The sequence below is a fragment of the Mycolicibacterium moriokaense genome, from assembly GCF_010726085.1.
Classification (GTDB): Bacteria; Actinomycetota; Actinomycetes; order Mycobacteriales; family Mycobacteriaceae; genus Mycobacterium; species Mycobacterium moriokaense.
On sequence record NZ_AP022560.1, the window covers coordinates 397,953 to 411,541 of the forward strand.

At 66.7% G+C, this 13,589-nt stretch carries 11 protein-coding genes; 5 read left to right on the forward strand and 6 right to left on the reverse strand.

The annotated features are described in order from the left end of the window. Position 1: 1 nt before the first annotated feature. The 3 genes from G6N43_RS01860 to G6N43_RS01870 all read right to left on the reverse strand — a co-directional run bounded on the left by G6N43_RS01860 (position 2) and on the right by G6N43_RS01870 (position 3,839). Complete coding sequence (locus G6N43_RS01860) at positions 2-1,108, reverse strand: NDMA-dependent alcohol dehydrogenase (protein WP_083151750.1); 1,107 nt, start codon at positions 1,106-1,108, stop codon at positions 2-4. After that, positions 1,105-2,400 (reverse strand): cytochrome P450, encoded by a 1,296-nt coding sequence (locus G6N43_RS01865; RefSeq protein ID WP_083151747.1) that lies wholly within the window; start codon positions 2,398-2,400, stop codon positions 1,105-1,107. The genes G6N43_RS01860 and G6N43_RS01865 overlap by 4 nt, the downstream gene beginning before the upstream one ends. A gap of 146 nt (positions 2,401-2,546) precedes the next feature. After that, on the reverse strand, positions 2,547-3,839 hold the full coding sequence (locus G6N43_RS01870) for a sensor histidine kinase (protein WP_083151744.1): 1,293 nt from the start codon (positions 3,837-3,839) through the stop codon (positions 2,547-2,549). 82 nt (positions 3,840-3,921) lie between these two features. Between G6N43_RS01870 and G6N43_RS01875 the strand changes: the two genes are divergently transcribed. The 5 genes from G6N43_RS01875 to G6N43_RS01895 all read left to right on the forward strand — a co-directional run bounded on the left by G6N43_RS01875 (position 3,922) and on the right by G6N43_RS01895 (position 10,274). After that, on the forward strand, positions 3,922-4,584 hold the full coding sequence (locus tag G6N43_RS01875) for a response regulator (RefSeq protein WP_234810091.1): 663 nt from the start codon (positions 3,922-3,924) through the stop codon (positions 4,582-4,584). An 88-nt stretch (positions 4,585-4,672) separates the two neighbouring features. Then, on the forward strand, positions 4,673-4,882 hold the full coding sequence (locus G6N43_RS01880) for a ferredoxin (protein WP_234810090.1): 210 nt from the start codon (positions 4,673-4,675) through the stop codon (positions 4,880-4,882). Positions 4,883-5,088: 206 nt separating this feature from the next. Continuing rightward, positions 5,089-6,957 carry an FAD-linked oxidase C-terminal domain-containing protein gene (locus G6N43_RS01885; RefSeq protein WP_083151736.1) on the forward strand — a complete coding sequence of 623 codons (1,869 nt, stop codon included), beginning with the start codon at positions 5,089-5,091 and terminating at the stop codon, positions 6,955-6,957. A gap of 120 nt (positions 6,958-7,077) precedes the next feature. Next, the gene (locus G6N43_RS01890; protein ID WP_083151734.1) at positions 7,078-9,333 is read left to right on the forward strand and encodes a WXG100 family type VII secretion target; all 2,256 of its coding nucleotides are present in this window, start codon (positions 7,078-7,080) and stop codon (positions 9,331-9,333) included. Then, on the forward strand, positions 9,330-10,274 hold the full coding sequence (locus G6N43_RS01895) for a hypothetical protein (protein WP_133056553.1): 945 nt from the start codon (positions 9,330-9,332) through the stop codon (positions 10,272-10,274). Before G6N43_RS01890 ends, G6N43_RS01895 begins: the two co-directional genes overlap by 4 nt. Before the next feature lie 2 nt (positions 10,275-10,276). Here the strand turns inward: G6N43_RS01895 and G6N43_RS01900 are convergent, their stop codons facing one another. The 3 genes from G6N43_RS01900 to G6N43_RS01910 are packed head-to-tail and all read right to left on the reverse strand — an operon-like array spanning position 10,277 to position 13,512. Then, positions 10,277-10,585: a type VII secretion target gene (locus G6N43_RS01900; protein ID WP_083151729.1), complete on the reverse strand. Its 309-nt coding sequence runs from the start codon at positions 10,583-10,585 to the stop codon at positions 10,277-10,279. 18 nt (positions 10,586-10,603) lie between these two features. Beyond that, on the reverse strand, positions 10,604-12,130 hold the full coding sequence (gene eccD / locus G6N43_RS01905) for a type VII secretion integral membrane protein EccD (protein ID WP_083151726.1): 1,527 nt from the start codon (positions 12,128-12,130) through the stop codon (positions 10,604-10,606). Then, positions 12,127-13,512 (reverse strand): MinD/ParA family ATP-binding protein, encoded by a 1,386-nt coding sequence (locus tag G6N43_RS01910; protein WP_083151723.1) that lies wholly within the window; start codon positions 13,510-13,512, stop codon positions 12,127-12,129. The genes eccD and G6N43_RS01910 overlap by 4 nt, the downstream gene beginning before the upstream one ends. Positions 13,513-13,589: the final 77 nt, after the last annotated feature.

Genomic DNA, 13,589 nt, shown 5'->3' on the forward strand with positions numbered 1-13,589 from the left:
GTCAGAACCTGATCAGGCCGCGCAGGTTGACCCCGTTGTGCATGTCCTCGTAGCCCTGGTTGATGTCTTCGAGGTCGTACTCGCGGGTGATCAGCTCGTCGAGCTTGAGCCGGCCCGCGCCGTACAGCTCGAGCAGGCGGGGGATGTCCAGGCGCGGGTTCGAGGACCCGAAAAGGCAACCGCGGACCTGCTTTTCGTACAGGGTCAAGTCGAACAGCGACATGTCCACCACGGTGTCGGTGGGATGCGGGATCGCCGTCATCACGACCCGGCCGCGCTTGCCGACCAGGCTCAGCGCCTGTGCCACGTAGGCGCCCTCGGCGCTGTCGGTGGTGACGACGCAGACGTCGGCCATGGTGCCCCGGGTGAGGTCGGTGATCAGCGCCTGGGCCTCCGCGACGTCGGCGGCGGCGTGGGTGGCGCCGAACTCGAAGGACCGTTCCCGCTTGTAGTCGACGGGATCGAGGGCGATGACGTGCTTGGCGCCGACGAGGCTCGCGCCCTGAATCGCGTTGATGCCGAGGCCGCCGACACCCATCACGACGACCGTGTCGCCGTCCGCGGCCTCGCCGGTGCGGACTGCGGCACCGTATCCGGTCGTGACCCCACATCCGACGAGGGCGGCCTTGTCCAGCGGAATGCCCTTGTCGACCTTCACCACCGAAGAAATCGGCACGACGGTGTACTCGGAAAACGTTCCGAGCACACACATCTGGCCGATGTCCTGGCCTCGACCGTGGAACCGGAAGGTTCCGTCGAGCTGGGGTCCGGCGACAATGGCGGCGCCGTACACGCACAGATTGCTGCGTCCGCGCGCACATTCGGTGCAGCGGCCGCAGGCGGGGATGAAGCTCAGCACGATGTGGTCGCCGGCCTCGACCTCGGTCACGCCGGGGCCCACGTCCACGACCACACCGGCGCCCTCATGCCCGCCGACCACCGGCAGGTTCATCGGCATGTCGCCGGTGACCAGATGATCGTCGGAGTGGCAGAGCCCGCTGGCGGTCAGCTGGACCAGGACCTCCTGGGCCTTGGGCCCGTCGAGCTCGATCTCCTCGACCTCCCACTTCTGGTGCAGTCCCCACAGGACGGCGGCTTTGGTCTTCATGCGTTCTTCCTTTCCGGGGTCCAGCTGGCGGGCAGGCTGTTGATGCCGTTGATGAAGTTGGCGACCTGGAATTTGGGCTCGGGGGCGTGGATGTCGGGGATGCGGGTGTACACCTCGGTCAGCAGCGACCGCAGCATGGTGCGGGCCAGCGCCGCGCCCAGGCAGAAGTGCGGACCGCCGCCACCGAAGGCCAGGTGCGGGTTGGATTTACGGGTGATGTCGAAGGTGAACGGGTCGTCGAACACCTCTTCGTCGCGGTTGGCCGAGCTGTACCACAGCACGACCTTGTCGCCGGCCTTGATCTCCTTGCCCCGCAGCGTGACGTCCTGAACCGCGGTGCGGCGCATGTGGATCAGCGGTGAGGCCCAGCGCAACGCCTCCTCGACGGCCGCGTCGATGCGACCCTCGACGTCTTCGACCAGCAGGTCGCGCTGGTCGGGGTGCGTGGAGAACGCGTAGATCGCCTGCGCCGAGGCGTGCCTGGTGGTGTCGTTGGCGGCCACTGCCAGCAGCGTGAAGAACGCCTTGAGTTCGTCGTCGGTCATCTTCACGCCGTCGAACTCGGCCTGCACCATCCAGGACAGCAGGTCGTCGCCGGGGTTGGCGCGCCGTTCGGGCGCCAGCTCGGCCACCGTCTGGTGCAGGTCCATGACCGCGCCGGCGAACAGTTCGAGCGCGGTCTTGTCGCCCCGCACCTCGGGGTCGGTCCAGCCCAGCGTGCGCTGTGCGGCGCTGATGGTCCGCTCGTAGGTCTCGCCGGGCGGCAGTCCGAAGAAGCTGCCGAAGATGCGGCCGGGCAGCTGCACCGACACCAGCTCGACGAAGTCGCCCTCACCCAGATGCGCCATCTCGGTGACGAGGTCGCGGGCGTGCTCTTGGATCCAGCCCTGCAGGCGGCGCATGTTGCGCGGCTTGAACGCGTCCAGGGTGATGCCGCGCAGCTGGGTGTGCCGCGGTGGGTCCATCGCGATGAACGACTGCGACATCAGCAGGATCTCCTGCGGAAAGTCCTCCATCGTGATGCCCTGCCCCGAGGAGAAGATCTCGGGATGGCGGCTGGCGTAGCGGATGTCCTCGTGCTTGGTCAGCGACCAGAAGCCCTTGAGGTTCTGCTCCGGCGGCAGCAGGTCGGAGTCGGCGGGCCGGCTCCACGCCACCGGGTTCTCCTTGCGCAGCACCGCGAACGCCTTGTCGCGCTCCTCCGGCGGCTTGGCCCAGAAGTTGCGGTCGGCGAGGTCGATGTCGCCGTGGGTGGTCGCCGGGAAGTCGGCGGTCGTCGTCGACGACGTCATTTCGGTGCGTCCTTTCGGGCCGTGACCGCGGTGTGGTGCAAGTCACTTGGGTACGGCCAGTGTTGGGTAACGAACGCCGGATTGGTCCCGCCGTGCGGGCCAACTCACGGCCCGATCGGGCCAGTTCTGAGGGGCGAGCGGGCCGTCTAGTTGACGGGAATGGTGAACGAGGCGGTCAGCCCGCCTTCGTCACGCGTGGCGAACCGCAATGTCCCGCCGAGGGCGTCGACGATCTCCGAAACGATCCATAAGCCCAGGCCAGCGGTGCCGCGGCGGTCGGACAGGCTGACGAACTTCGACGTGATGTCGCCGATCTTGTCCTGCGGCACACCCGGCCCGCGGTCGGCGACGGCGATGCTGAGCCGATGTTCGGTGCGCTCACACACCACGTCGATGGGCAGCCCGCGACCGTGCCGGGCCGCGTTCTCCAGCAGATTGGTGAGCACGCGTCGTAGCCCCTGCGCGTCGACCTGGATCGAGGAGACGTCCGGGTCCACCGAGACCCGCAGGCGCGGCGGTCGTACACCCGCGGCGTCCCCGGCTTCGGCGATCAACTCGGCCAGGTCGACGCGGCGGACACGGCCCGAGGAGAAGGAGGGTTGCCGGCTCAGGTTGACGTCGGCCAGCGCGTCGAGCATGTCCGACAGGTGGCGCGCGTGGCGGCCGGCGAGCTTGATCGCCGCGTCGCGGTCGGTGGGCGTCATCGTCTCCGACTCGATCGCCTCGGACAGGGCGTCGATGGACGCGACCGGCGTGCGGAACTCGTGGAGCAGAACCTGCAAGCCTTCCTGCTGGGCTTCGTACGAGCGCAGCAACCGTGCCCGCAGATCGCGCTCTTCCTCGGCGGCGGCACGCTCGGCCTCGGCCTCGACCAGTGCTTGGAGTCGAGACTCGTTCTCGCGTTCGAGCAGGACGGACAGCCCGCCGGACATCAGCGCGATGAACACCAGGTACAGCGCCCACCACAGCGCCTGAGCGCGCCCCGCCAGGTCGACGCTCGGCTCACCGGACGCCTCGACCACGGCCACGTAACCGGCACCCGCCACAAGAGCCAGGACGACGCATTCGGCCAATGTCAGCCGCGCCGCAGAGGCGATCACGACCAGGGGCAGCACCACCACCACAGGACTCTCCGCGCCGCCGGTCAGCGATACCAACCCCAGCGTGAAGGACAGATCGATCGCCGCGACCAGCCAGGCGTACCGCGTGCGGCGCAGCTCCAGAGCCGGATACCGCATGAGCACAGCCGAATAGGTCAACGCGCCGGCGAGCACGATCCCGAGGATCACGGGGTGTCGGCGCATCCACTCCGGGCCGATCGCCGCGAACACGATGATGGAGACCACGACCGAAATGCGGATGGCGATGATGACGCGGGCCAATCCGAATCGGTCTGCGGACGGCACCACGAGCGCCCGTAGCCGGCCTCCGCTCTCCACGAGAGTCACCCTAGACACGTGCGATCGCCCCAGTCGGAGCAATCTGCGGCGGCTGCCCAATCGTTTTCGCTACGTTCGGCGCGTGCAGAAGCGGCCGTTCGTCATCGTCATCGTCGATGACCATGAGCTCTTCGCCGAGGGATTGGAGCTGTTGCTCACCCGCGATTGGCGTGAGCAGTTCGTCATCGGCGGGCGCACGACGTTCGTCGAAGAGGCCGCGGATCTGGTCGGCTCCTGCGATGCGGATCTGGCGATCGTCGATCTGACCATGCCGCCGCTGGGCGGGGTCGCCGCAATTCGCCACATCAAGACCCGGCACCCGAACACCCGCATCCTGGCGCTGTCCGGCACCGGCGATCTGGAACTGGCCGAGGACGCGCTGCGCGCGGGGGCCGACGGCTTTCTGTCGAAGTCGGTGCGCCCGGAGGCGCTCGTCGGTCCCCTGCAGGCCATCGCCGCGGGGCTGCGCGTGTTGGACCCCGGCCTGCTCGAGAAGCTGCTGACCAGCACACGTAAACCCGATGCCAGCCTGCTGGAGTCGTTGACGCCGGCGGACATCAAACTCTGGACGCTGCTGTCGTCGGGGATGGAGACAGCCGAGATCGCCGAACGGATCGTGGTCTCGGAGCGCACCGCCAAACGCATGGTGGCATCGCTGCTGAACAAGCTGGGTGTGGGCAACCGGGTCGCGGCCGCCGCGCTCGCCGGCCGCAGCGGACTGCTCGACGACCTGCCCGAACACTGACCCTGCGGATTTGGCACCTGCAGGCCAAACGTTGGCGCGCTCGGCCCGCGACCTCCATGGAGGCGGCCGTCACCATCGGGGTACGGCAATGAGTGGAGGAGCCATGCACATCACCGTCGACTACACGCTGTGTGAAGGCCATGGCCAGTGTCTGATGGCCGCACCCGATGTGTTCGATCTGCCCGACGGATCCGAGCAGGTTCAGGTGACCGTTCCGTCTTCCTGGGAATCGGAGTACGACGCGGTCCTGCGCGCCGTCGCGATGTGCCCGGCGCAGGCCCTGCGGGTGTGCGAATAGCGTTGGCTCACAGCACAGCTGGCACATAACCTGCGCTGATGCGGCGGTGCTGACGCCGCGTTGGCCTTGCAGCTAGCCTCCATAGCGTTCTCCGGTCAGCGCGCACTGCCGTTGGTGGCCAGCGTGGGAGACAGTCGGCTCAGTCCTGGGAGAACGTAGGTGCGATTCACCCGCTACCAGGGATTGCGCCGAAGGAGGCCCACCAAATGTCCACTCCCACTAGGCAAGCCACCAACCTCGACAGCGCCGCGACCGAGCGGTTCACCGCAGCGGTCGCCGGCCACGCCGAGATCGTCACCGACGAGACGGTGCTGACCGATCGCGGTCACGACTTCTGGGGTGTGGGCGGCACGGCGGATCTTCTATTGCGCCCGCACAACCGCGACGAGATCGCCGCGATCATGCGGATCGCCTCCGAGTACGGCGTCGCCATCGTTCCGCGGGGCGGGGCGTCGAACTGCTCCGGCGGAATGATGCCCGAGCGCGGACGGGTGCTGCTGGACCTCTCGGGTTTGAATCAGATCATCGACGTCGACGTGGCGGGCCGGCGCGCACGGGTGGAGGCCGGGGTCATCAACTCCGACCTGCAGGACGTGCTGGCCCCGCACGGGTTGTGCTTCTCCCCCGATCCGGTGTCGGCGCATCTGGCCACCGTGGGCGGCAACCTCATCGAAAACGCCGGTGGCCCACACGCATTGAAGTACGGCGTCACCTACAACCACATCCTGGCCGCGGAGGTCGTGCTGCCCGACGGATCCACCGTCACCTTCAGCGTCGACGACGACGGCCCGGATCTGCTGGGGGTCATCATCGGCTCGGAGGGCACACTCGGCATCGTCACCGAAGTGACGGTGGCGCTGCGTCCGATCGCGCCGGTGACCCACAGCCTGATGGGTGCGTTCGCCTCCGCGCGCGAGGCCGCCGACACCATCTCCGCGATCATCGCCACCGGCGTGGTGCCCTCGGCGGTGGAATGGCTGGACCGCGACGGCATCGCCGGGCTGCAACAGTTCTACGACACCGGCTACCCGCTGGATGCCGATTCCATCGTGCTCATCGATGTCGACGGCACCGCCGCCGAGGTCGCTCGCGATCAGGCGATCGTCGAACGCGTGCTGCGCGAGCACGCCACCGAGGTCCGCGTCGCCGAGGCCGACAAGGACCGCGCCGCGCTGTGGTACGGCCGGTTGCATGCTCCCGACTCGGTGGTGGCCAGCGGCAAGGGCTTCTTCATCGGCGATGTCACCGTGCCGCGGGACCGCATCCCCGAGATGCAGCAAGCCATCCAGGCCACCGCCGAACGGCACAAGGACGGGCTGCTGTTCATCGCGGTGTGCGGACACGCCGGCGATGGGGATCTGCATCCCACCACGTTCTACGACAAGGACAACCCCAAGGCCGCGGCGGCGTTGAAAGCCGCCAACGACGAGATCATCGCCGCGGCTTTGAAATTGGGCGGCACCATCACCGGCGAGCACGGGGTGGGTACGGAAAAGGTCGCGTTCATGACCCAGCGGTTCACCCCGGTCGAGATCGCCGCGCAGCGCGCCATCAAGGCGGTGTTCGATCCCGCCGGTCTGCTCAACCCCGGCGTCATGCTGCCCGAGGTCTCACCGGCCGAACCCGACGTGCACCGGTTCGGCGCCGCCGTGCGCGACGCGCTGACCGGGAAGCTGACAACCGATACCGGCGCACCGCTGACTTCCGGCGGGAACACCGACATCGCGGTCAACCTCGGCAACCTCAGCCTGGTGGTCGGTGCGGAGGCGACGCTCGACGAGATTCGGAGTCATCTCGACGAGCAGGGCGTCGTCTGTGTCGCTGTCCCGGCGACCGGCGGCGAGCGGACCATCGGCGAGCTCGTGGCCACCGCCACCGGTGACGAACGCATCGAGGTGCGTCATGCCCTGCTGGGAGCCGACGTCACCCTGATCGACGGCGACACCCCCGCCCGCTTCGGCGCCGAAACCATGAAGGACGTCGCGGGTTACGACACCAAACGCCTCTACATCGGCGGCCATGGCGCCTTCGGTGCACTCACCAACCTGATCTTCAAGATCAAGGTCAAGGCCTGACTCGCCGCGCCGACTGCACGCTTCTTTGCCGAGCCTGTCGGCCGATACGTACAACAAGCGTGCAGTCGGCGAGAGAAAGTACTGCAGAGGGTGTCACCGGGCAGCCTCGATAATGGACAAGTGGCCACCTCCCTGTCAGCCGTCGAGGCGTCGCAGCCGGAACGGCTGGTTTCGGCGGCGGCCGAAGTCGGCGCGCGGACGGCCCAGCTCGACAGCCTGATCACAGCGCAGCGCGCATCCGTCGACAAGCTGCGAGAGGGGTGGTCGGGGACAGCGGCGAACGCGGCATTGGCCCGCGGGGAGCGCAATCTCGCCACCCAGGAAGCACTGCGCGACAAGCTGCGGACACTGCAAGGCGTACTCGCCACCGGAGGCGGGCAACTCGGCGCGACGCGCACTGCCCTGCTGGACATGGTTTCTCAGCTGAAAGGCCAGGGCTGGCGAATTTCCGACAACGGAGTCGCGACGCCTCCGCCCAACCTGCCCGAGGTGTTCCGCAGCTATCCGCAGGCGTACACGCGGATGCTCCAGCGCCTGCTCAAGACCTACGACGGTATCGACGGTGAAACCGCGCGTAAGTTCCCGACGTTCGACGAGGACGGCGCCGCCAAACCCGACGTGTCATTCGCCGTCGGGGACGACCCTCGCAAGGAGGAGATCGAGGACCTCGTTCGCCGCTCGCTGGCCGGCGACAAGGACGCCGCTCGGCAGGTCGACGACATTCTCGACGGCATCGAGCCGAATCAACTCCAGCCGCATTCCGATCCGAACAATCCCGGCGTGACCATGCCGCCGGTGCCGTTGACCCCCGACCAAGCCGAAGTGGTCAGTCAGATGCAGTCGCAGATGAGCGGCAAGTCGCTCGACGAGCTGGTCGCGCTGAAGAACGACCTCGGTGAGCATGGCGATATCATCGGCGACTCCATGCAAGTCATGAGCGATCCCGATGTGAAATTCCCCCTGGTGGTGGACGAGCCGTTCAAGAATCAGATTCCGCCCGGAATCGACACCGACGCGATGACCGGCGGCAAGGGCATGCTGCCGCAGAGCGTGAAGGATGCGCTCGACGCACCCGCCGTCAGCCGCGCCATCGCTGGTCCCGACCAGACAATTCCCGTCACCACCTATCCGTCCGGCGACGATCTGCAGAAGGTCTCCGAACTGATCCGGGCCGGCGATGCGCAGTTCCAACAGGGTTCCGAACTCGACCGCACGATGATGGACCGCGCGGTCGACGTCCTGCATGGCGCCGAGAAGGAGAACCGCGATTACTTCAAGAGCTCGAACCCGCAAGGCGATTCAATCGTTCAGGACATCTTCAACTCCGCCGGCCGCGACCAGATCGTCAGCCACGACATGATCACCGAGCCGAATTCGACGTTCCTCGACGACATCGCGCGACACGAGTGGACCGACAACGGCGCCGCCATTAGGACTCTCACCGATTGGGTGCACGACGGGGCGACGTCCACCGATCCCGACGTCGCTCTGCGCGCCGGAGAAACCGCGAACGCCCTCTCGACATACCTCGGCGACAGCGGCGACGACCTGCTGAACCTGCAACACCCCGGCGGTTGGGGCCTCGACGAGGACACCACCGTCGGCCAAATGAATCCCGATCTCGTGCAAAGCTGGGGTGATGCACTCGACCCCTACCAGAAGGCGATGCTCGGCGACGGGCAGATGCCCGGTTTCGAACCCGTTCCAGGGACGGCGGATTCGGACTTCACACAGATGCGAAACATCTTCGCCGTGATGGACTCGGACCCGACTGCGGCGAAGGCGTGGAACGAGGCGGCGTACGAGCACATCCTCGACTACCAACGCAATCCGGACTACAACAACCTGGCGAACGCGGGCGCCATGCTCGGGGTCGTCGACTCTGCCGCAGTGCAGGAGATGGAGTCCCGCGGCGCCAACAATCTGGACAACCAGAAGGCCGTCTACGACATGAAGAAGGCCGCCCTCGGCGCTGCCCTCGGCTGGCCGGCGAGTCAGATACCCGCCGTCGGCGGCACAATCGCGGAGCTGACGATCAAGGGGATGCTCGGCTCGGAACCCACCCTCGAATCGGTGACGTCGAATGCACCCACCACCAACGTTGCCGACGCGATGAACCAAACGAACTTCTACATCGCCGAAGGCCTGGTGCGCGACGACCCCAACCTCGGCGAGATGTCTCAGTACGTCAACCCCGAGGACGGGTCGCTGAAGCGGCCCGAGGACATCCCGGCGAGCCAACGGCGTGACTACTTCCTCGATATGCAGGAGTATGTGGAAAATCGCGGATTCGCCAACGCGATGGACACCTTCTACAAGCAGTATCAGGAGGCCGGCGGAATCAACGTGCCGAAAGGATTCGTCCTACGCGGATGACGAGAACAATCAGCATCCTTGCGACGGTGCTCATTGCGGTGTCCGCGTGCGATAGTTCACCCCCCGAACTTCCCCCGGACTCTCCGTCGGCGATGGTCGAGGTGCTCACCGGCGACGCGGGCAACGCCGACCTCAAAAAGCTGACGACGTACGAATGGGACGACGACGGCGCGGCAGCCGGCGCTCAGTTCGCCTGGATCGGCCAGGATGCGGGCGGTGACCCCGACGCACAGGCTACAGAGGCGGCCGCCGCGCTCGCCGAGTTCCTCATCGCCGACCACGCCGCCCTGATGGCCGTGGGTTCTGGCTTCCTCGGACTTTCGAAAGTTCCGGCCGCACAACTCAATCCCATGCTGATCAGAAGCTATGCGGCCGCGCTGGCGCCGTTCTTCGGCGACCTGGTCGGCGGGCAACAGCAGGCCTTCGACACCGTCCGCACCCAGGTGCTGGCGGACCCGTCGGCGTTGCGGAACCTGTTGTCGGTTCTGGTCGCAGACCCTGAAGCGGGGAGAACGGCCGTCGAAGCGGTGCGCGTTGCCGCCCAACGGTACGAGGACGCCGCCGCTGCGGCGCCGCCGGAAAGTGACGAGTCAGTCGCCGATCTCACCGCGGCGGGGTCGCTATTAGGCGCGGCGTTCGGCGCGGTCAAGCAGGCCGAGAGTGACATTCCGACCCGGACGAGCGGTGAGGCGCTCAACGACATGGCGGTCCGCATCGCTTCGATTCTGGTGCGGTCGGATCCGAATCCCGCGAAGGTCAGCACATACGTGCAGAACGGCGTACTCATGACCCCGGATCAGGTCGAGCGCGCCTTCTCCAACGCCGCTATGCGGACGTACTTCCTCGACTTGCAGGACTACATCTCGACCAAGGGGTTCGGTGAGGGCCTGACTGCGTTCCAGGACGCTTTCAAGGCCACGTCCAACGAAGCCGCTCGGTAACGTCAGGTCGGGATGTCGACGTCGCCGATGGCGTCGGCACCCGACGCATCCTCACCGAGATACGCGCGCGCCGCGGCGCCCAGGTTGTCGCCGTACGTGCGGACAGTCTCGATGGCGGCGGTGACCGCGGCCGCTACGCCCTGCTGTGCCTTTCGGCATGACTCCGCGGTTAGGAACTGCCCCGCCGCTGCGGCTGCCTCACCGATGGGGGTATCGGCCTGAAGGTGGTGCAACGCGTCCACGACGTCGCCGAAAGCCGTTGTCGCACTTTGTAGCACCTGGGTATTCACCCTCAATGTCTCGGCGTTCACGTGTCGCTCCTCTCGCGATCAGAACCGCAGGTTTCTCAGTAGGTCGTAGACGCTCGCGATCCACAGCAGCATCGGAATCACCGCCGCTATCGCCGCACCGTCGAGCAGTTCGAGGATCCGCTTGGTCACCGGCGAGACCCGCCGTACGCTGCGCGTCGCTCCGACGACGATCAGCGCCACGACCCCCAGCGCCACGTAGACGCTGAGCACCAGCCACGCACGTTCGGGTGACCACAGGGCCAGCTTGACCATCAATCCCGTCGGGATGACCACGACCGCCGCCAGCAGCGCCCATGCGCACCACCGCTCGGTATACAGGCGGGACCGGAAAGCGCAGATCGACATCACCAGTCCGGCGACGACCATGCTGTGCAGGAAGAAATGTCCTTCGACCACAACGCTTATCGCTCCGATCGACAGGATCAGCGCACCCGCCGTCACGAAACCGATGAGCAACCGCCTCGCCAACTGGCTGCGGGCGTGCAGCCGCGCAGCGGAATCCGGCACCGACTCGACGATCGCCTGCCACGTCGGCGATTCATGACCGTCGGGTGTGACGACGGGGTCCAGAAGTTCCTCGCTGCCCACCGTTTCGCCTGGCGCGGGAATCGGCGGCAGGGCGATCCGCGCGACCGCGACCGTCAGCTTGGCGGCGTTCGTGACGACGATCAGGCCGAATGCGATCGCACCGGCGGGCACCCAGAACTGCCAGCCGTACCCGAAAGCGACTGCCGCTGCGGTCGCGGCGATCGATGCGACGGCCAAGAAGGCTGCCAGCTCGGCTCTCTTACGCGGTCCGCCCCGCGTGGCCAGTGTCGACAGCAGGACCACCGCCGCCGCACCCGCCGTCTGTGGTGCACCCAGCGAGTCGTAACCCTGTGGCAGCGGAATCGTCAACGCCGCCGCACCTGCGAGGGTGGGCAGCGTCGCAACCAGCAGGCTCTCCCCCATGTCGACGTTCTGGTACCGGCTGGCAGCCAACGCACTGCCACTAGCCAGTGCAACGCCGAGCACGCCAAGCGCCGCCCCCCACCACCAATCGTGGCCGCTCTGCATCCACGCGATCATCGACATGACGGTCACGGTCACCACCGCGAACGGAATCGCCAAGGTGACAAAGCGGTTGAGGGCCCTGCGGTCGAACTCCGGCGACTCGTCGAGTACCGCGATCGCGTCGATCACATCCTCGACCAGGGGCCGATAGCGCTCGGTTCGGCTGACCGAGACCAGTGTCAGGAGCGATCCGTCCACAACGCCGGCGTCGTCCAACGATTCGTTGAACTTCATCGGCGGCGCGCCCGGGCGCGCGAACGCCCACACCCCCTGCGCTGCGAAGTCGAACCCCGCGAGAACGTCTTTGGGTGTGTCCTCGTGTAACTCGGCCAGCACCGACACCGTCTCGTCGATGTACGTCTCGATCGGAGCCGCCGCCGGCAGCACCAGATCGGTCATCCGCCGGCCGGTCAGGATCGTCACCCGCGTGGTCGACGGCCGGCCGGGTGTCACGCCCGGTGCTACCGGTGCGGGAGCAGCGATTGCGGTCAACGGCGCTCGAGCCTGTCGAAGTCGTCGGACAGCGCCGCCGCCAACTCGACGATGCGACGCCGGAAGGCCTTGCCCAACAGGTCGAGCTGGATCTCGGTGCCGGCGGCGATGTGCTTGTCATACGGCAGCACGATGACACGGCCGGGTGGGACGTGACGCTCGAACTGCTGCACCAGATCATCGATGTCGATGTTCGGCTTACCCGGCACCACATGATTGATCACCACACATGAGCGGCCCAGCAGATCCTGATATCCGTTCTGCCGCAACCAGTCCATCGTGATCGCCGCCTGCCGCGCACCGTCGATGGACGCGCTGGCGACGATCACCAGACCCGAGACCGTCGACAACACACCGCGCGCCGCCGGCTGGAACAACCCGGCCCCGCAATCGGCGAGCACGAGGTTGTAGTAGCGCGACACGATACCGGTGGCGCCGTTCCAATCGTCGTCGTTGAACTCGCGGCGTGCACCGCTGTAGTCCTCGGCGGACAGCACCTCGAGGTTCGAGCCGTTCATGCTCGTATACGCACGAATGTCGTTGTACCGCGACAGTTCGTTGTCCGCGAGCAGGTCGCCGATCGTCGCCGCCGACTGCCTGCCTGCGCGATCGGCCAGATTTCCGCCGTCCGGGTCCGCGTCGATGGCCAGGATCCGGTCGCCGCGCACCTTGCTCAACGCTGACCCCAGGGCGACGGTGATGGCGGTTTTTCCGACGCCACCCTTCAGCCCGAACACACCGATCTGGTACGAATCCCTGGCATTTCGTCGGATCCGGGTATGCAGATCCAATTCGTAGAGCTCGTCGGGCGACAGTCCCAGATTGATACGCGTCAGCACGTACAGCAGATGACGCCAGCCGCGCGCCGACGGCATCCTGACCGCCGACTTCACACCGACATGCGACAGCGCATCGATGGCGCGATGGTTGCCGATCGTCGCCGCCGACGTCGGTGCGGGCTGAATCATCCGCCCCGCGGGGTCGATCTCGGTTTGCGCGTCCGCGAAATGCTGTGAGGGTGCGGGCGCGGGTGCCGGCCTCGGCGGCGGGGTCGGCGCCGAGCGAGGCTGTTCATAACGAGCCCCGACTCCTCCGGCGGACATCGGTGTCCGCATCATCCCGTTGGGCTGTTGCCGCGGCACCGGCCGTGCAGTGGGCATCTGCGTCGTCACCTCGCTTTGGCGCGGTGGCGGTGCGGACGTGGTTTGAGTCTGGTTCGCCGCAACCGGAATCACGGGCGATGTCAATTCACTGCGACCCGGTTCGCTGTTGGCGATCGCGGCCTGGATTGCGATGTCGCGATCGACATCGTCGTCGGCTGTGGTCAGAGCGTCCACCGACGATCCTGAAGAATGGAAAAGCCGGTCATAGTCAGCCGACATGAGTACCTCTCATAGTTGGAAGTCGAGACGCACGTGGTGGGCAGGGTTCGCCTGAGCCTGCCGCCCACCCACGCGCA

What these genes read in the sequence shown, in the direction of transcription:
- G6N43_RS01860 (WP_083151750.1), bottom strand. Translation starts at nt 1,108, where the DNA reads ATGAAGACCAAAGCCGCCGTCCTGTGGGGACTGCACCAGAAGTGGGAG.
- G6N43_RS01865 (WP_083151747.1), bottom strand. Translation starts at nt 2,400, where the DNA reads ATGACGTCGTCGACGACGACCGCCGACTTCCCGGCGACCACCCACGGC.
- G6N43_RS01880 (WP_234810090.1), top strand. Translation starts at nt 4,673, where the DNA reads ATGAGTGGAGGAGCCATGCACATCACCGTCGACTACACGCTGTGTGAA.
- G6N43_RS01885 (WP_083151736.1), top strand. Translation starts at nt 5,089, where the DNA reads ATGTCCACTCCCACTAGGCAAGCCACCAACCTCGACAGCGCCGCGACC.
- G6N43_RS01895 (WP_133056553.1), top strand. Translation starts at nt 9,330, where the DNA reads ATGACGAGAACAATCAGCATCCTTGCGACGGTGCTCATTGCGGTGTCC.
- G6N43_RS01910 (WP_083151723.1), bottom strand. Translation starts at nt 13,512, where the DNA reads ATGTCGGCTGACTATGACCGGCTTTTCCATTCTTCAGGATCGTCGGTG.